Origin of the sequence: Marinoscillum sp. 108 (assembly GCF_902506655.1) — a bacterium.
Lineage (GTDB): Bacteria > Bacteroidota > Bacteroidia > Cytophagales > Cyclobacteriaceae > Marinoscillum > Marinoscillum luteum.
In genome coordinates, this window is the sequence record NZ_LR734808.1 from 2,066,910 (window position 1) to 2,085,246 (window position 18,337).

An 18,337-nucleotide genomic window follows, 5' to 3' on the forward strand; every position below is an offset into this window, starting at 1 on the left:
TTAAATCGGTTTTCTTGTAGGGTTTTGTCGATTATCAAACAAGGTAATCAGTTCTATTTTGTCTTTCTTAATTTGATAATAAAGGCTGGTTTGTTTACCAATTACACACCTTCTCACTTGTTTCTTCTTACCTGATGCAGGGTAGATTTCTGGTCTTTCGGCGATGAGTTCAATAATTGATTGCAAACGGTCATTAAACTTTCTGACTGTCTTTTCTCCCCATTTGTCTTGCAGGTAATCCAGTAAGTTTAGAAAGTCTTTTTTAGATCGAGGTGACCATTCGATTGGTTTACTCATAGGTTGTACTTCTCTCGAACCTCCTTCATTACCTGCTCATGTGGGATACCTTCCCCACGATCAAGTTGAGCCAGACCTTCATCAATCGCGGCTCGTTCATCTTCGCTCATCTCATCCCACCAATCAACTTCTTTAGATTTCTTTAAAGAAATGAACTCCTTGAGGGTTTTGGGGTCATTCAGTCCCGCTAACCATTCCAGTAAACTTAATTTCTCAGCTTGTAAATCCATGATTCACCTCTTTTTCACAAAATAACGATTTATTCGCATGATTTGATTCTTTAAAGTGGATGATATTTCTTGAATCCCTCTTTCAGGCCTTCCATCTCCTTTTCTAGATAGCTTTCTGCTGTGGGTCTCTTCAATTTGATAGTGAACCTGATATGAAAACTTGTTCACTAATGCATTCCGAACATTCTAATAACCGGTCTGGTAGTGCAATGGGTTTTTCTCGACATAAGCCATTCACAGTCGAGCTTCCGGAAGAAGTTTAACCTTATACTCAACGATCCTGTAGTTCTGTCAGCCCTTGTATAAGAGCAACTTTTATCGATTGAATATCCATTCTGATCCTTGATGTTGTGCCTTAAAGTTATCAATTCCTTTGTCAGATAAACCAAAAAAAACCGGCTCCCTTTGGAAGCCGGTTGCTAATTAGTGGATGATCTGATCATCCGAATTAGCTGCCTTAGTTTTTCTTAATCAATCGATAGACTGTGTGATCATCTCCCAAAATCCTGATAAAATAGGTACCATCACTAAGCTGAGAAACATCCGTCACCAAATTAGTAGAAGTCCGCATTTGCAGCTGACCAGCCAGGTCATAAACCTCTACCACCTGTTTCTCACTACTGCGTACTTCAAAAGACTGCTGTGTCGGGTTGGGGAAAATGCGCACCTCAGTGTTTGTTAGTCCAAGTACCTGACCTATAACCAATGTCGCCGTGGCGCTCCCTTCGTAATTCACTTCGTCAATCACGACCGACACTTCATACTCACCGATCGCTGATGGTGCGGCAGAAGCTCCATCATATGTCACCACATAATTGAGCCCGGCAGGGTCTGTAGTAATGGTGGGCTCCTTCGCAGTGCCATCCACCAGATGTGCCAAATCTGAAATCTCTACCGTAGCCTGAGCCTTGAGGATGGTGAGTGTACCTTCCACATGAGTGATGGTATAATTGGCAGCAGCTCCTGCAGTTAATGAGATGGGATAGGTGCCCACGTCCGAAGAATTGGTAGCCGTGGTACTGGCCACCGGCTCAGTAGTCAACACTGAAGCATCTTCCCCATTCACAAACCCAGCGTAGGAAATCGTAAGGTCAGGCAATGCTGTCCCGTAAGCCACTGATTGGTTATCGGCAGTAGCAGTAAGCGCTGCTGGGCTGATACTGAAGGTAATTTCTGCCGAAGCATTCAAGAAATCATCATTACCGGCCTGCGTCACCTCAATCACCGCATCTCCCACTCCTATGATACTCACAGTAGCACCTGAAACTGTCACCGGCCCACTAATGACGGCATAAGAAACATCAAGCCCTGATGAAGCCGATGCACTGAGTGCAAAGTCGGCCTCACCATAGACTCTATCATCCACAGCGGTGACTGTGATGGTTTGTGCTTGTTTGTACGGGTTGACCGTCACAATGGCGGTCGCCGAAGCACTATTGCCATTTCCATCCACTGCAGTCAGTGTTACTGTGTTCTCACCCAAATGTGATGCATCAAAAGTGCTGATGTCCAACGTCAACGTAATCTCCGAACACTCATCTGAAGAGCCATTATCAATGTCTGCTGCGGTAATGGATGCCGTATTATCTTCTCCAAGTCTGACCGAAATATCCTTCACCACCACCTCCGGTGGAGTGATGTCTTCAACTGTGATTGTCACTTCAGTGGTCATTTGTAACTCACAGGTTGTGCATTCCAAACCAGCCACTTCGGATATCCAATCTGTAGTGGCATCCATATTCATGAGTGCTCCATTAATCGCCGAAGGAGATAAGTCGGTTACCACAGTTCCCTCTCCTTCGTTTAGGTCAAAAAAGCCGACTGAAGTCTCCGGATTTTTCAATCCACAAACATCACTTTGCAAGGCAATGGTATCTTCATCCAACGCCGTGTTCCAGAAAGCCACTTCATCGATCTGTCCTCTGAAATATTCACTATTCAGTGCGCCAATGGTCAGGTACTGGGAATTGAACAGACTGGAGCCCACACCATTCAGCGCAGAACTCTCAAGCGCACCATCCACATAAATTTTCCACGCCCCAGTGGTTAGATCAATGGTGCCCGTCACATAGTGCCACGCATCGTCATTCACGGCTGTGGTGGAAGCTCCCGTGCTCTTATACCCACCGGACGCATCTCGACCATCCAAAACCACATTTCCATTGGCATTGATATACATCAGAAAGCCTCTATACCCATCATACTTACCCACCAGGTAGTTGGTAGATCCGGAATGATCAGTCTTCACCCACATGCCAATGGTCATGGCTGTGATCATATCTCTGGCATTCGTGCCTGCATTTATGTAGCCACCCATTCCATCAAAATCCAACCCCGAGCCCGCATCTCCGGCATTCATTCCGATCACATTGAAAGTAGTCGTTTGACTAAGTACTCCGGTAGCAAAATTTAAAGCTTCGCCAGATCCAGCCACCGGGCCATCCACGATGCTGTTGTCGGCACTGTTCCTAAGGTAGTATTCAACTCCCTCTACCGAGCTACCAATACCAATGGTCGTCCCTTCTGTATCGCCCGGACAAAGTCCTGAAACCGAACTGGTTACTGTTTCATCGGCAATCAGGGAGGTAATGGTGACGGTGGCCTCTGCACTTGCACTGTTTCCTGCTTCGTCAGTGACAGTAAGCGTAACCGTATTTGGGCCCAGATCAGCACATGAAAAACTCGTCTTATCAAGGCTGTAGATGAGGGTAGAAGTCGCGGAGCAATTGTCCGAAGATCCATTGTCGATGAGGTCAGCTGAGATAGATAGGATTCCTGTACTACCCACCTGTGCTTCGATATCCTGAACCTGCACGGTCGGTGCTACATCGTCACCCACGGTGATCTGGGTACTCATGATTTTATAACAATCAAAGGCACATGACACAGCCGCGTCATCCGTCTGCGTGCCTCCGTTTTTGAGCTGTGCTGGCGTACTGCTCACCAGATCGGTGAAGATGGTGCCACTGACAGACTCCAAATCATAATACAACACCAAATTATCCTCTGAGCCTGAGATACATCGGCCCATATCATCGGAAATGGATCTGGCAGTACGTGCTGTGTCATACACCCGGATATCATCCATCAACCCATCAAACGACTGGTAGCCTGGAAAACCAGAGTTATTCAGGTACCCAAAAGTTAACTCACTGCCGGCACTTTTTACCGGAGGTAAAATAGTGCCACTTCCAGCTTCTACACCGTTGACCAATAACCTCACCGTAGTTCCATCAAAGGTCACTGACAGATGAGCGTATTCGCCAGAAGGCAAGGGGTTTGTACTGGTTCCAAATGTGGAGAGTGTGCCCCCATTACCTCGATTATGAACAACCGTAAACACACCGCTCTGAGTGCTTTGATAAACCTCTATGTCACTGCCGGTGGTTCCACCAGCATAGAAAATGGTATTATAAGAATTGGAAATACCACCGAGGCTTTCTTTGACCCAGGCTGAAAAAGTGTAACCGGCAGAATAGTCGAAAGAACCGGGAGTGGCTACCGCCAGGTAGTCAGCTGATGAAGGCAAAGACAATGCTTTTCCAGAGGAAGGCACTTCAGCATAGACCTGGAAAGTGGTGTTTTCACTCACTGCTCCGGTACTAAAAGAAAGACCACTTCCGGTTCCGTCCAGTGGCCCGTCAATCACGCTGCTATCCGCACTATTGCGCAAGGAATATTTCACTCCAACCATTGATCCATCCGTATTGATGGTAGTTCCGGCGTTTTCGTTCGATCCATCAAAGCAAACTGTGGTACTGGTAGCAGAAACTTCAACCTCAGGAATATAAGAATTTACCATGACCGTAAAGGTCGCCTGATCGGTTCGTCCGCCCCCATCAAAAACATCCAGCACTACCGTATTCAATCCCTGATCGGAGCAGGTAAAGATGGTTTTAGACAATTGCATAGAAGTAATGCCGCAATTATCTGAGGATCCATTGTCCACCATATCCGCAGTAATGACGGCCATACCTGTATTTTCATCGATGGTAACATTGATATCATTGGCAAGGGCCGCAGGTCCGTACTCATCTATGATCTCCATGTAGCGGGTAGCTGAGGCCGTGCCCCCTTCATAAGTGGCTGTAACCGTCACTACCAGACCCCCTACATCCTCGCAACTAAAATCTGTTTTATCAAAGGTATAGGTGATCCCTTCGCACTGTGTGGTACCCGAGCTTAATCCATTCTCTGTTGTCAAAGTAAACTGGCCAGACTCACTCAAAGAGATGGTACCAAAACCGATGGCCAAAGCCGGCTCCACGGTGATTACAGCGGTAGCAGTGGCCGTATTCCCAAAACCATCATCAGCCGTGAGGGTGACTGTATTTGCCCCCAGGTCATCACAGGTGAAGAGTGTTTTGTCAAGAGACAAATTTGTAATAGGTGCTTCACAGCTATTGATCGATCCATTGTCCACCTGACTTGCATTGACGATCACATTACCCGAAGCATCCAGTTTCACAGTAATGTCTTTGGCCATTGCGGTGGCAGAGCTGCTACTGGTGCAGGTACTTTGGTAATGCACATCATCGAGCAAGAAGCTGATATTGCTGGAGTTATTTCCCCGGAAAGCAATATTCCCATTGAGCTGATTGCTACTAAAGTCAAAAGTGAAACTCTGAAAAGAAGGCTGACCATAATCAATGGCAAACACCTTGGTGAAAGTGGCCCCATCATAGATTCCCAGGTCCATGGTTAACCCACCGTAGGTTCGGGAGGTGCCATTTCGGGCCTTGAAGGTAAGTACTCCAGTGGCATTGACGGTATTCGGAAGAACGAGCATTTCGCCCTGATAGGCAAAGCTTGCACGTCCAGCATCGAAATTAAAACTATTGGGATTGCCAACCGGCGTCCAGCAATCTGGTGGTGTGGTACCACTCAAGTTTGCAAAATTTTCATTGACTACCCACACAGGAGTGGAGTCGGTACACTGAGCAAATCCTTCTAATGTGGAGATGAACAGGACAATAAGAGGCAGCAGTAATTTTTTCATAGCATTTTGTTTTGTTGGGTGACTAAAACAAATATGCCTGTTAGCTAAATGGGATTTTTACGTCAGTTTCCGAATGGCGCTTATGAGTTTCCGAAAGGTTTTATCCCTGCATGACCTGAAAGAACTCGTCTTTCTTGTCTTTGGAAATTCCCACAAGCTTCTGATTGTCCATGATGATATATCCTCCATCTTGGTTGACGTACTGTTTGATGTGCTTGAGGTTGATGACGAAAGATCGGTGCGGGCGATAAAACTCCCTGACGTCTTCAAGGATATCGGTAAAAAACTTCATGGGTTTGCTCACTAAAAGCTCTCCATCTCCTGTGGTAAACACCTTGGTGTACATTCGGTCTGCCTCCATCATGATCACATCATCCAGCTCTACAAAAAGCACCCCATTGGAGACCGGAAGCCCGATTTTTCGGATATTGCTCACCTTGAGGGTATTTCGTAATTCTTCTAATCTTTCACTCACTTTTGACTGACCGATCTGCTGTATGGCCTTTTGTACGGCCGTCTCCAACTGGTCATGTCGAAGGGGCTTTAGGAGGTAGTCAATGGCATTGAGTTCGAAAGCTTTGATGGCGTATTCAGCGTAGGCTGTAGTGAAAATGACCTCAAAGTTGATTTGCTCAGGTGTGAAAAACTCCAGCAATTGGATGCCGGAATACGCTGGCATTTCAATGTCCAGAAACACTATGTCCGGCTGGAATTTATTGATCAGAGCAACACCTTTGGGTAGGTCTTCAGCGGTCTCTATGGCTGTAATCTGAGGACAGTTTTCCTCCAGCAGGAGCCTCAGGAGGCGTCTGGCTTTTTGCTCATCATCTATTATTACAGCCTTCATTTCTCAAATATAACCTTGTGGACATGGGCTTTTAGTGTCAACTTCCAAAATACAGCTCTAAACTTCCAAATCAACTATGGCTCCCTTCGGAACACTGATCACCACGTGGGTGCCAGCGGCCTTTCCGGCATCATCGTACAAATCTTCTATTCGCTCCTCCACGGGTTTTTCACTATTGAAGTTGATCAGCTCTATCCTGCTCTTGATGGCATCAGTCGCAAAGGGTTTGTGCCTTTCGTTACGGCTTTGATTAAGCTCAGCAGATTTCACCCGGCCAATGCCATTATCGATCACCTCACACCTCAGCATGTCTTCAGCCTCTAGATAACTGAATCTGACCGTAAGCTTGCGATCGGTTTTCTTATGCAAAAGTCCATGTTTGAGGGCATTCTCCACATAGGGCTGTATCAGCAAAGCCGGAAGCTTGATCTCATCATCATCAGCGCCCTCCTCCATGATTACTTCATAGGTCAGCGCATCCTCAAACCTTAGCTTTTCCAGCTCAAGATACAGGCTCAGCGCCTCCACCTCCTCCGGTACCGAAATAGCCCTGGCTTGGCTGTGATTAAGGTAGATGCGCATCAGATCGGCGAACTTTCCCAGGTACTTTCCGGCCAGCTTTTTTTCATTGAACATGATGTACTCCTGAATGGAGTTGAGTGCATTGAAGACGAAATGGGGGTTCATTTGAGAACGCAGCGCTTTTAACTCCGAAGCACGGTACTGCTGCTCAACCACCAGACGCTTTTTCGTTTCTGCCAGCTCCAGGTCGGTGATGGCCTGCTGCTGCTTCAATTGGCGCTGACGATAGATCAATACCCCACCACCGATAATCACTACGATCAAAACAATCAGCCCTGCCAGAAAGTAGCCCTGTTTGGATAGCTGTAGCTTCTGAATGGCGGCCTCTCTGGAGAGCAACTCTATCTCAGCCTGTTTACCTTCCGTTTCGTACTTGGTCTGCATTTCAGCCAATTGTCTGGATTTTTCGGCATCCAGAATGGCTTTACTGAGTTTCGTATATTCCAGCTGTGTTTCAAAGGCCTTATCAGGCATATTCAGGTAATTGTATGCCATCGCCATGTCCTGCAATACCTTGTAGTAAAGTTCCACCTGACCTGATTTTTTTCCGGCCTCCACAGCCAAAAGGCCATCCTGGATAGCTTCTCTGTACCTGCCCAGTGCCAGGTAATTCGAGACGTTATTGACATACATGGAAGGGAGATACAATTCATAGCCAGATGAACGCGCCAGTTCAATGACTCGGTTGTTGGTGGCGATGGACTGTTCGTGGTCTCCTGCCAGGTTATAAGCATAGGAAATCCCTTGCAACAACAATATTTCACTATTTTGGTCGCGGACGGACTCATTCACTTTCAGTCCCAGATTGAAATAAGCGACAGCCTCATCAAACTCACTGCTGTCCGCCTTGAGGTAACCCAACCACTCGAGCACACTCACTTCGCGCTGTTGATCCCCAATGATCCGGGTCAGATCCAATAATTCAAGAAAATCAGACGATTTCAGTTTACTCGGTTGATGATCATAGTAGATGGTGGCCACATTCAGTTTGGCAGTGATGATCAATGGTTTGTCATCAATAGCCTCGGCTATTCTCAAAGCCTGAAAATACGCATCCAGCGCTTTGTCTATTTGTCCCTTGTGTTGATAAAGTATACCAATCCCGACATAGGAAGATCCAATATAGAGGCTATCGCCCACTTCCTGGGCGAGCAGGAGCCCCTTGTTGAGATAATAAGAGGAAGAGTCCAGCAAACCCGCCGTTTGAAAATAAAAACCCAGCCTATTCAGTAATTTGACGGACTCGGCATTCAGGTCGTGTTGTAACCCAATCTGAGCTGCCCGGCGATAGTAGTAAATGGCACTGTCCAGGTCTCCGGTGCAGTATTTCATTTTGCCTAGCTGCTCCAAAGCCTTCAATGCTCCACGGGGATAACCACTGAGCGATCCCTTTATTGCTCCATAATACAGCAAGGTCAGACTATCCTGATCACATGCCGTGGTTTCCATCAGGGAAATCAGGCTATCGATTCGCGCTGTAGTGGGAGGAGTATCTGCTGCTGTACTGACCGAGCTGGCGAGCACAAACAAGTGAAAGACGAAAAAGCTGAATAGGCGGCTAGTGTGACTCATGCATCACAAATATGTCACTTATTTTGAATTAGGAACCATCCGCTCAAAAATTGGGGTAGTCAGAGGACCCTACTTTTAAGTACGAATTACAAGCTCGCGCTAGCGGGGGAGCCAGGAAAGGGCCCTACTTTGGTAATAAGTGCCCCCTGTTGTTTTAAGTGTTCCGTCAAATGACGGGTCACTTGAAACTTCTATATGAAATCAAGTGTCTCCGACACGGCCAATATTTACCCTACCAACATAAGATCCAATAAACCCTTTTGGCCGCAATAATCCCTGGCACTAGAATAGCGATAATGTTCTGCCTCATCTACTATCCCAGCCTTAACAGGGTTCATATGAATATATTCTAATTTCTGGTCGATGAATTTATTCGATACGAGTTCTTCTGCATGATTGTCCTACTTCCAAAACTGATGATTTGTGTTGTTTCGGTTACGTTGACCGGCAGATCTAAATATCCACATCATCCAGTTTTTTCTGCTCTCCTGGATATTAGATTCAATGCTATCTACTGTGCTTGATGAAGTAAATTTCTTAAAGTCCCGAACGATATCTGAAAATGTCGAACCCTCGAGCTCACGGGAAATGATCAGGTGCAGATGATTGGACATGATAACCCAGGCATGTATGATCAACCCCTTTTTCTCCTGACAGTACTTCAAACTATCCAGAACAATCCACACATAATCCTCTCTGGTAAACACATAATCCTCTCTGGTAAACACATCCACCCATTCTATCACGTAAAGGTTACAAAGTATACTCCGTCCGGATTATCGAATTTATAAGCTGACATGCCAGTAAATATAATGCCCCTATTTCAATGCCGTGTCAGGAGACACTCGAACTCATTATGACTTTCAAGTCTCCCCCTGGAAGACTTAAAAGAACGGACAGGGTGATTTTCATTGATATTTGGGATCAATAGAATCCAAAAAATCCAATGTCCCTCTTCTTCCTTTGTAATGAATTTCATTTATTTCAAAAGTTGTATCCCAGTGATAAAAAATTGAATCATAGTTACTGTCTACAATCACCATCCTTATATTGTCTCTTTTAGCGGGGTTTCTTTTTTTCTGGCATTTAACTTGCGATAAGAACTTTACGATATACTTAACTGAATCTTTATCATTTATATATCGAGTTTTGAAATTAGAATTCATGAATTTATCTTTAGAAACACAACCCTCAACTAAATTTGCATAACCAATAGAATGTATCTGATAACTTGTAACAGGGTTGGTGTTTAACACATAAAGGATAAACGTAATTAGAAACATTATCTATAATATTTATGAATCCTTAAAGTTTGCGATATTTTTAATCTTCGAATGATAAAATCTTCCCTCCACTGGCTTCAGTTTGCAACTGAAGCTTCAATCCATTTTAGGCTTAAGTTACGCTAAACTTAAGCCAGTTTAATTAGCAACTTCGGCGGATTACTTATCTCCGTAATGCGACCTGGCACTCACTACATACACCACCACAACTTCCTCCTTGATACCGTAAACCAAGCGATGCTTTCTATTTATTCGTCTGGAAAACAAACCTGCCAGATCATGTTTCAACATCTCGGGTTGCCCCGTACCTGTCATGGGATGTTCTCGTAATTCATTAAATAATCGATTCAGCTTCTTTAAAACGGATTGATCCCCAGCCCTTTTGTGCTTTTCAATGTCTTCTAAAGCATGATCTGAGAATTCCAGAACATAACTCATAGACCAAGCAAATCATTAATCTGTTCAGGAGTGGTAATCCTTTTAGTTTTTCCTGACTCCACCTGATCCATGCTTTCCTTTATCCGCTTGACCATTTCCGCATTGAAGTAAATGTCCTCTTCTCCAATAGGAGTCAAAGCATAGGATTTATCCTTCCCTCTCTGAACAATAATTTGCTCTCCCTGGTCTGCTCTTTCAAAGTACATCTTTTGATTCTGTCTAAACTCTCTGCTGCTTATTACTAACATATCGATATTATTTAGCGTACCATAATGGTACAAATATACGATATCTTCCATTACTATGTTTTAATCCCGAGTGGAAAGGATACGCTCTTTTCCTCCGGTTTCGGTTTACAACTGAAGCTGAATAAATTACAACACAGATTGTCAGGGTATTGGTGGTGCAACCGAAAAAAATGGATACGGCGCTCTTCTACTTTGGTGATAAGTGCATCCACATGGGTAGATTGCTTCGTCTGACCTGTGGTCCTCCTCGCAATGACGGTAAACGAAAATATCACTCCACTGGCTTCAGTTTGCAACTGAAGCTTTTCCCATCCTTCTTTATTTAACAGTTACAACTGACTCCTCACCCTAGCTCCCCCTGGCCCATTGACAACAAATGGCCGATCTGCTCGCCTATCCGGATCAGGTTCTCGCGGGTCTGCTTCATAGCAGATTCTACATCTCCGGGGCCATTACCAATGGACAGCAATACCTGAAAATATTTCTTCATCTCTACCGGAGTATTCAATGGCACCTTACCGGCCAGCCCAATTACAGGGATGCCTAACGCCTTTGCTCTGACAGCCACTCCCATGGGCCCTTTGCCACGAAGGGTTTGTTCATCCAGACTTCCTTCGCCGGTGATGATCAGGCTGGCTTTTTGTGCTGCCGCTTCAAAAGACGTCACCCTGATGAATTCATCGATCCCATTCACCAGACTGGCTCCCAAAAAGGCATGAAGGCCTGCCGAAACACCTCCCGCAGCTCCGCCATGAGGCACGTCCATTTCCAGACCATGCTCCCGTAAGGCTACGGCTCTGAGCCTGGTCAATGACTCCTCCAACATCAGCACTTCGTCGGGTGTAGCACCCTTTTGGGGTCCAAAAACGGAAGCAGCACCTTCTTCACCCAACAACGGATTGTCCACATCACAAAGCAGCACAAACTCACAATCGGTAATGCGCTGATCCACCTGATTGATCTCAATATGGGCCAAATCCACCAACGTTTCCGCTGTAGTCAGCGGATCGTTACCTTCATCTAAAAACTGCACGCCCAATGCGCTCAAAATACCCATCCCTCCATCCACAGTCGCTGAGCCACCGAGTGTCAGGATAATTTTCCTTGCTCCGGCATCCAGAGCTGCCAATATCAATTCACCTGTGCCCAATGAAGACGTCTCCAATGGATTAAGTTCGTCGGGTTTTAGCAACCGAATCCCTGAGGCGTTAGCCATTTCAATGATGGCAGTATGCCCATTTTCAATCAAACCAAAGGAAACGTTGATTTTTCTTCCGAGTGGATCATGGACCATTACATTCATCATTTCGCCACCACATTTCTGTACAATGAGCTCACCTGTGCCATCGCCCCCATCGGCTATGGGAAAGCACTCGGTGGTGCATTTAAGTTGACTAGTGATGAGGCCGGTCTCAATGGCACTGGCTACCTCCCCGGCAGACAGGCTGTTTTTAAAGGCATTGGGAGCTATGAGAATGTGCATTTTCTATAATAAAATTAGGGACAAAAGATACACCATTATAAACGAAGTAAGCCACATCAGAATTGTGGCCACTGAATAAACCCGGAGCATCTCCTTCATGCCTACACCGGAAAATTTACTGATGACCCAAAAGTAGGAATCGTTGGCATGCGAGATCATGATGGACCCTGCTCCCATGGAAAGAACGCAGAGCAAATAGCCCATTTCGGTAGTGATGCCGAGGTTTGGCAAAAGTGGCTGAACAATGGATGCAGAGGTGATCACCGCTACGGTAGAAGACCCCTGGGCAGTCTTCAAGATGAACGCCAATAGGAATGGAAACAAGATTCCCAGCCCTTCGAGTGGGATAGCCTGATTGACGTACTCCCCAATATTGATCGCCACCAGCACTGCTCCGAATGCCGCTCCAGCTCCAATGATTACCAATATGCCCCCAGACTTTTGCACTGCGTCTTGCATAAGATGAGACACCGTGTTCTTTTGCCAGCCGCGTTTGGTATTGAAAGCCAGCAACACGCCAATAGCAAGTGCTATGACGGGATCGCCTATGGTTACTAACACCGAAATGACCCAGTTCTGATCCGGGGCATCCAGGGCTATAAATGATCTGATGGCTATCAAAAGAATGGGTACTATAATGGGCAAAAATGCCCTGATCACTGAATGACCGGGCAAATCAGACTCCTGCTCCTCCTCATCTGCCAGAACCACAGGGTTTTTCTTACCCGCATACGTAGCCCACCAGAAACCCACCAGACTAGTGGGGATAGCCACGATGATACCAGCCATGATCAACTGACCAAAATCTACTCCGATGATCTCTGCAGCGGCCGCCGCTCCGGGATGCGGCGGAATCATACAATGAATCGCATATAGGCCGGCAGCCAGCGAAACCGCCATGGTCGCAATGGGCACCTTGGTTTTCCGAGCTAGCGAATTGTTCAGTCCATCCAACACTATGAATCCGGAATCGCAAAAAATCAGGGTCCCCACGGAAAAACCGGTGAGGTTCATCGCGAGCGCTGCTCTTTTTTCATTGACCAGTTTTCGGATGAAACCAGCCATCACTCGCGTGCTACCCGTATGCTCCAGTATTACTCCGAGGGTAATCCCCAACACAATGACCAGGCCGAGGGATTTTAAAATATTACCAAACCCATTTTTGACATGGGTGAGCACCTCGCTCACCGGCATACCCACACCTATGCCCACTACAAATCCCGCAATGATCAAGGCAAAAAACGGATGCACTTTGAACCGGGTGGTGAGCAAAACAATCACTGCTATGCCTGCCAGGAGCCATAGGAATACATACAAAAAACTGCTGATCATAGAGGGAATTTACGGTGTGCCGTGGCTGTCTCCAAAACGTTGGCCATCAAAACCTCGAAATTCTACTGATCTGAGCAATTGCCTACTTAATACTTCTTCTGATTCCCAACTCCAGTCCCCTCAGCTCCGCCAGCCCCCTCAAGCGACCAATGGCCGAATAGCCAGGATTGGTTTGCTTACCCAAATCATCCAGCATCTGGTGCCCGTGATCTGGTCGCATAGGCATGCGCAGGTCCGTTCTTCCCGCGGCTTTTCTTTTGTCCTGTTCTATTACCAAAGCACTCATCACGGCATACATGTCCACATCCCCATCCAGGTGATCAGCTTCATGAAAATTGCCAGCTGCGTCTCTCCTTGTGCTGCGCAGGTGAATGAAATTAATGCGATGCCCGAGTCTTTCTACCATTCCAGGCAGGTCATTGTCTTCACGTACTCCGTAAGACCCTGTGCAAAAGCACAAGCCATTATTGGGACTATCACATGCTTCCAAAAGCTGTTTGGCGTCCGCCTCGGTACTCACTACCCGGGGCAAGCCCAAAATAGGAAACGGCGGATCATCGGGATGAATGGCCATCAATACCCCTGCTTGCTCAGCGATCGGTATAATTGCTTTGAGAAATGCGTAGAGATTGTTTCGCAATTCCTGATCGCCAATGGACGAATAGGTATCCAAAACCGTCTGAAACTGATCCAGAGTATATCCCTCTTCTGCTCCCGGCAGGCCGGCAATGATGTTTTTCACCAACAATTCCTGATCGGCATCTGAAAGTTTTTTCAGGGTCTCAGCTGCCCGCTGTTTTTGCTCTGGCGTATAAAACTCCTCTGCCCCCGGGCGCTTCAGCAGGTAAAGCTCAAATGCTGCAAACTGAGCTGCATCAAACCTCAAAGCTCTGGAACCATCAGGCATCTCATAGGAAAGGTCTGTGCGGGTCCAGTCCAGCACCGGCATGAAATTATAGCAGACCGTATCGATCCCACAAGCACCCAAATTCAGGATACTCGTTTTATAATTTTCAATGTACTGCTCAAATTTCCCAGTTCGTTTTTTAATGTCCTCGTGTACCGGAATACTCTCCACTACTGACCATGTAAGTCCGGCCTGCTCAATCTCCGTTTTCCGTTTCAGAATCTCCTCTTTGGTCCAGATTTCTCCATTCGGAATGTGGTGAAGTGCGGTAACAATACCAGTAGCCCCGGCCATTTTGATGTGTGAGAGCGGAATGGTGTCCTTCGGGCCATACCATCTCCAGGTTTGTTCTAATCCTTTCATATCCATTGTTTAAACTCCGCTAAATGCACTAAAACCTCCATCTATAGGCACCACCACGCCAGTCACAAACTTTGACCCATCACTGCAAAGCCACAGTAAAGTACCCAGCAAATCTTCCGGTTCGCCAAAACGACCCATAGGCGTATGATCTATGATGGTATTGCCCCGATCTGTCAGGCTTCCTTCTGCATTGGTCAGTAGTGCTCTGTTCTGATCTGTCAAAAAGAAACCTGGCGCTAAGGCATTCACCCGGATATTTACTTTGGCAAAATGCACTGCCAGCCACTGAGTGAAGTTACTCACGGCGGCTTTTGCTCCACTATAGGCCGGAATTTTGGTCAGTGGAGTAAAGGCATTCATCGAAGAAACATTAATGATCGAACATCCCTTTTTGCCCACCATATCTTTGGCAAATACCTGCGTCGGAAGCAGGGTGCCAATAAAATTAAGATTGAAAACAAACTGGACTCCATCCGGATCCAGGTCAAAAAAGGTCTTCAGCTCGTCATTGGCTTCCAAATCCTCCAGGTGCAAATGTGTTTTGGAGGTGGTCCCTTTAGGATGATTTCCTCCTGCTCCATTGATAAGGATGTCGCAGGGTCCCAGCTGATCCACTACTGTCTGATGTGCCCTTTTGAGGCTCTCCAGGGTCAATACATTGGCTTCTACCCCTATGGCTTCCCCACCATTCTGCACAATTTTATCTGCCACTTGCTGGGCATTTTCCAGCTTCAAATCCAAGATAGCCACTTTCACTTTTTGGGCGGCCAACATCTCAGCCATGGTACTACAGAGCACACCACCACCCCCGGTGATTACAGCCACTTTTCCGGCCAGTTCCTCAAATTTCGGATACATAAATTTTCTTATTGGTTGATATTAAAAATGGTTAGAAGAGCATTGCCTGCAAAGAGCTGCTTCTCTACCGCTTTGATTGCTTATAAAACCTATTTAACCAGTTCCACTGAAATATTCGCATTGAGTTCGTTGGCAGACTCAATCAGGGCTTCTTCAAACCCATTTTGATTGGCAAAAGCCTCATTCTCTACTTCCCAGCCCGCGAAAAAGTGAAAACTGTATACATCATCCACGGGATTCAGTAATGCGGTATAGGTATTGATCACTCCTTCACCTTCCTCGGGAGCCTTGCTGAAGCCAGCCAATCCGTCCTGCTTTACCAAAATCCCCATTCCCAGGTTGTCGTGGTTTTCACTCTGATTCCCATAGGTGTACATGATCTGCACACCGCCTACTTCCAACTCTCGCTTAGCCACCTTTTTCAGATCCACAATCCCCGTGACCAGTTTTTCATTTCCCTCACGGCCTTCCAGAAGCACCTGACTCTCATAGCTGCGCTTACCAGCCCAAATGGAGATGGTTTCAGTCAGGCCATAGGTGGCTCCGCCCACATTCCATCCGCCATACTTCAGTTGGAGTACAGCCCTCACAGGCCCCTCAGTAATGATTCGAAAATCAGCAGTCTCAGTGTTTCCAAGACGATAAATAGAATCACCCCGAAACATGGCCAGGGCGCCTGCTCCCAGGGATGAGCCTACTTTGAGCACATCCATCCCCCAATCCTGCAATTCGTGATAATTTTCGCCCAACCCAATCTGCTCTACGCAAAGCTGAGGTTTCGCTTTTCCAAAAATGTCCTTCCCATTCCGACTGTCAAAGTAGGTTCTGAATCCCACTAATTCGCTTTCCCAGCCAGGCCCCTCATACTGATAAAGGTATGGAGTGCTCAAAGCCACATGATCTGCAGGTCGTGAGTTGGCGGCTACGGACGTAAATTGATTGTTCCGTTCCGCACTGTAACCCAGATACACGTTGGTATTCGTGGGAAAATCAGGCAGATCATCCGTCTCAGTCAGCTCCAGACTCAAAACGCCATCAGGTTCAAAATCACATTCGAATGCTACTTCATCCCAAATGCCATCTCCATCCATATCATCAAACTGAACAGGAATCAGCTCTCCTTTAGGGTCTTTCAAAGTGAAATAGGAAGCCTTCAAATCAGGGAAATCCGTCTTTTTCATTACAAGTCTTTTACCACTGACAAGAACACTCGAGTCGCTGGTCAATTTCAATGTGGTGGTCTTTTGGCATGCCACCAAGCACACCACACAGGTCAATAAGAAGAGGGTACGGTAAATCATAATCAGATCTTTCTGTGTAATTTATACACAGTTTAACAATTTCGCAATTATGTGACCAGGTTTCAACTCCATTTTGGCATATTTTATTCAAATCCACTCACTCCGTACATAATCAGCATCTATTAGTATGCACTGGTAAAACTAAGTGACGCCATCACAGCATTATGGCGCTGAGTAGCGTCTGAGCCTGCTTTGTACTTTAATGCCCCCTTTTTCGGATGATCAGATTGAGCGTTCCTTCTAAATATGCATTAGTCAAGATTTAAAAAACTAACTACTTAAGATTATGCAAAAACTACAACGCTTTAGAACTTTGGGGCTGATCTGCCTGACGGCCCTTGCCGGGCTATACCTTGTATCATGTGGAGAAGATGAGGGCGGAAGTGACCCCAAGATCCCAGTGGTACTTTCTTTCTCACCAGCCAGTGGTGAACCCGGAGACAATGTAACCATCACCGGAACTGACCTGGACAACGCTACGGCAGTAACCATAGGCGGTGCAGATGCGGCGATCGTATCGAATACTGCCACGGAGATTGTGGCCACGGTACCAGAAGGAGCGACTACAGGTAAAATCTCCGTGAGAACCGAAGGTGGATTGGGCCAGAGCAGCGCTGATTTTACAGTCATTGTGATAGGAGCCGTAACTGTATCTGGTGTCAGCCCTGTCTCCGCGCAAGTTGGAGGAAATGTAACGATCACTGGCACCGAAATGACCACCGTCTCCTCCGTGAAAGTAGGAGATAAAGAAGCCACGATAGTGGGCACCACAGACACTTCTGTGGAAATCACCATTCCTGAAGGCGTAAGTACAGGTTTGAATTCCCTAACCATAGTAAACGATGGGGGTACCAACACCACCTCAACAGAGGCTGTCAAATTTTATGTCATTAAGCTTCATACAGACCTCACCATGACTTTTGACGGAGAGCAAACAGGCACTTTCACCGGATCACCAGACCCAGAGGAATCCACCGTGTATGGTACCTCAGATGATGCCGCTGTGATAGCTTCTGCGCAGAGTCTGCCAGCAGCCATCGACGGTAACTTTTTCCAGTTTGAAGGATTCAGCAGCACCGCGATCTCAGGAAACTATGCCACCATTGTGCAAAACAGCTCAGCACTTCCTGCAGGTACGTATGCGGAATTTTTCTCAGGAGCTACAGATCAAACCATCTACTTCAATCTGCAAATCCATGTAGGTGATCTTCCGGCTGACTATGATGGAGCATTATTTGGTCTAAGAATGAGATTTGATGGAGACGACTATGAATTTGTGCCTACACCAGCCGAACTGGCAGACATGGGGTTTGCTCCGAACGAGGAAGGCTGGTATAGTCTATCTATTCCGGCTTCTGCATTTGATGATGACGCAGCTCTGGGGACCTTCCAGTTTACAGACATGCAGCGAATAGCCGTGGCTGTGAGAAGAGACTACGGTACAGGTGGCACTGCGGGCCAGCAAGTGACCGCCGAGGATGGAGGTATTTTTTACTCACAGAGTTTTGACAATGTGAGTATTTCAGTGGGGGGACCCTACAGCTTCCCTGAATAACATTTGATCCCAACCAGCTATGAGAGGCAGGAATTAATTCCT

At 46.5% G+C, this 18,337-nt stretch carries 15 protein-coding genes; 1 reads left to right on the forward strand and 14 read right to left on the reverse strand.

Annotated elements, in window-relative coordinates; translation table 11 throughout:
* From GV030_RS08445 to GV030_RS08510, 14 genes are all read right to left on the reverse strand, one after another.
* Window positions 1–297, reverse strand: a complete 297-nt coding sequence (locus tag GV030_RS08445) for a type II toxin-antitoxin system RelE/ParE family toxin (RefSeq protein WP_159581718.1) — start codon at window positions 295–297, stop codon at window positions 1–3.
* Complete coding sequence (locus GV030_RS08450) at window positions 294–527, reverse strand: hypothetical protein (protein WP_159581720.1); 234 nt, start codon at window positions 525–527, stop codon at window positions 294–296. Before GV030_RS08450 ends, GV030_RS08445 begins: the two co-directional genes overlap by 4 nt.
* Before the next feature lie 457 nt (window positions 528–984).
* On the reverse strand, window positions 985–5,526 hold the full coding sequence (locus tag GV030_RS08455; RefSeq protein WP_159581722.1) for a LamG-like jellyroll fold domain-containing protein: 4,542 nt from the start codon (window positions 5,524–5,526) through the stop codon (window positions 985–987).
* Between the two features lie 100 nt (window positions 5,527–5,626).
* Window positions 5,627–6,373, reverse strand: a complete 747-nt coding sequence (locus GV030_RS08460) for a LytTR family DNA-binding domain-containing protein (RefSeq protein WP_159581724.1) — start codon at window positions 6,371–6,373, stop codon at window positions 5,627–5,629.
* Window positions 6,374–6,430: 57 nt separating this feature from the next.
* Window positions 6,431–8,527: a tetratricopeptide repeat protein gene (locus tag GV030_RS08465; RefSeq protein ID WP_159581726.1), complete on the reverse strand. Its 2,097-nt coding sequence runs from the start codon at window positions 8,525–8,527 to the stop codon at window positions 6,431–6,433.
* A gap of 401 nt (window positions 8,528–8,928) precedes the next feature.
* Window positions 8,929–9,273: a transposase gene (locus tag GV030_RS21695; RefSeq protein WP_370519064.1), complete on the reverse strand. Its 345-nt coding sequence runs from the start codon at window positions 9,271–9,273 to the stop codon at window positions 8,929–8,931.
* A 162-nt stretch (window positions 9,274–9,435) separates the two neighbouring features.
* On the reverse strand, window positions 9,436–9,810 hold the full coding sequence (locus tag GV030_RS08475) for a hypothetical protein (RefSeq protein WP_159581728.1): 375 nt from the start codon (window positions 9,808–9,810) through the stop codon (window positions 9,436–9,438).
* A gap of 159 nt (window positions 9,811–9,969) precedes the next feature.
* The gene (locus GV030_RS08480; RefSeq protein WP_159581730.1) at window positions 9,970–10,248 is read right to left on the reverse strand and encodes a Txe/YoeB family addiction module toxin; all 279 of its coding nucleotides are present in this window, start codon (window positions 10,246–10,248) and stop codon (window positions 9,970–9,972) included.
* Window positions 10,245–10,547, reverse strand: coding sequence for a type II toxin-antitoxin system Phd/YefM family antitoxin (locus tag GV030_RS08485; protein ID WP_221413308.1), 303 nt, complete (start codon window positions 10,545–10,547; stop codon window positions 10,245–10,247). Before GV030_RS08485 ends, GV030_RS08480 begins: the two co-directional genes overlap by 4 nt.
* A gap of 292 nt (window positions 10,548–10,839) precedes the next feature.
* On the reverse strand, window positions 10,840–11,979 hold the full coding sequence (locus tag GV030_RS08490; protein WP_159581734.1) for a glycerate kinase: 1,140 nt from the start codon (window positions 11,977–11,979) through the stop codon (window positions 10,840–10,842).
* 3 nt (window positions 11,980–11,982) lie between these two features.
* Window positions 11,983–13,311 carry a GntP family permease gene (locus tag GV030_RS08495; RefSeq protein WP_159581736.1) on the reverse strand — a complete coding sequence of 443 codons (1,329 nt, stop codon included), beginning with the start codon at window positions 13,309–13,311 and terminating at the stop codon, window positions 11,983–11,985.
* An 82-nt stretch (window positions 13,312–13,393) separates the two neighbouring features.
* Window positions 13,394–14,581, reverse strand: a complete 1,188-nt coding sequence (uxuA, locus tag GV030_RS08500; RefSeq protein WP_159581738.1) for a mannonate dehydratase — start codon at window positions 14,579–14,581, stop codon at window positions 13,394–13,396.
* Between the two features lie 9 nt (window positions 14,582–14,590).
* A complete protein-coding gene (locus GV030_RS08505; protein ID WP_159581740.1) occupies window positions 14,591–15,439 on the reverse strand; it encodes an SDR family oxidoreductase in 849 nt (282 codons plus the stop codon).
* An 89-nt stretch (window positions 15,440–15,528) separates the two neighbouring features.
* A complete protein-coding gene (locus tag GV030_RS08510) occupies window positions 15,529–16,740 on the reverse strand; it encodes a DUF4861 domain-containing protein (RefSeq protein WP_255465253.1) in 1,212 nt (403 codons plus the stop codon).
* A gap of 286 nt (window positions 16,741–17,026) precedes the next feature.
* Here GV030_RS08510 and GV030_RS08515 point away from each other — a divergent pair, with 286 nt between their 5' ends.
* Window positions 17,027–18,295 carry an IPT/TIG domain-containing protein gene (locus GV030_RS08515; RefSeq protein WP_159581744.1) on the forward strand — a complete coding sequence of 423 codons (1,269 nt, stop codon included), beginning with the start codon at window positions 17,027–17,029 and terminating at the stop codon, window positions 18,293–18,295.
* Window positions 18,296–18,337 lie beyond the last annotated feature (42 nt).

Excerpts from the sequence above, each read along its gene's own strand:
- GV030_RS08445 (WP_159581718.1), bottom strand. The coding sequence starts at position 297 with ATGAGTAAACCAATCGAATGGTCACCTCGATCTAAAAAAGACTTTCTA.
- GV030_RS08455 (WP_159581722.1), bottom strand. The coding sequence starts at position 5,526 with ATGAAAAAATTACTGCTGCCTCTTATTGTCCTGTTCATCTCCACATTA.
- GV030_RS08485 (WP_221413308.1), bottom strand. The coding sequence starts at position 10,547 with ATGGAAGATATCGTATATTTGTACCATTATGGTACGCTAAATAATATC.
- GV030_RS08515 (WP_159581744.1), top strand. The coding sequence starts at position 17,027 with ATGCAAAAACTACAACGCTTTAGAACTTTGGGGCTGATCTGCCTGACG.
- GV030_RS08475 (WP_159581728.1), bottom strand. The coding sequence starts at position 9,810 with ATGTTTCTAATTACGTTTATCCTTTATGTGTTAAACACCAACCCTGTT.
- GV030_RS08480 (WP_159581730.1), bottom strand. The coding sequence starts at position 10,248 with ATGAGTTATGTTCTGGAATTCTCAGATCATGCTTTAGAAGACATTGAA.
- GV030_RS08495 (WP_159581736.1), bottom strand. The coding sequence starts at position 13,311 with ATGATCAGCAGTTTTTTGTATGTATTCCTATGGCTCCTGGCAGGCATA.
- GV030_RS08465 (WP_159581726.1), bottom strand. The coding sequence starts at position 8,527 with ATGAGTCACACTAGCCGCCTATTCAGCTTTTTCGTCTTTCACTTGTTT.
- GV030_RS08510 (WP_255465253.1), bottom strand. The coding sequence starts at position 16,740 with ATGATTTACCGTACCCTCTTCTTATTGACCTGTGTGGTGTGCTTGGTG.
- GV030_RS08505 (WP_159581740.1), bottom strand. The coding sequence starts at position 15,439 with ATGTATCCGAAATTTGAGGAACTGGCCGGAAAAGTGGCTGTAATCACC.
- GV030_RS08460 (WP_159581724.1), bottom strand. The coding sequence starts at position 6,373 with ATGAAGGCTGTAATAATAGATGATGAGCAAAAAGCCAGACGCCTCCTG.
- GV030_RS08490 (WP_159581734.1), bottom strand. The coding sequence starts at position 11,979 with ATGCACATTCTCATAGCTCCCAATGCCTTTAAAAACAGCCTGTCTGCC.
- GV030_RS08450 (WP_159581720.1), bottom strand. The coding sequence starts at position 527 with ATGGATTTACAAGCTGAGAAATTAAGTTTACTGGAATGGTTAGCGGGA.
- uxuA (WP_159581738.1), bottom strand. The coding sequence starts at position 14,581 with ATGAAAGGATTAGAACAAACCTGGAGATGGTATGGCCCGAAGGACACC.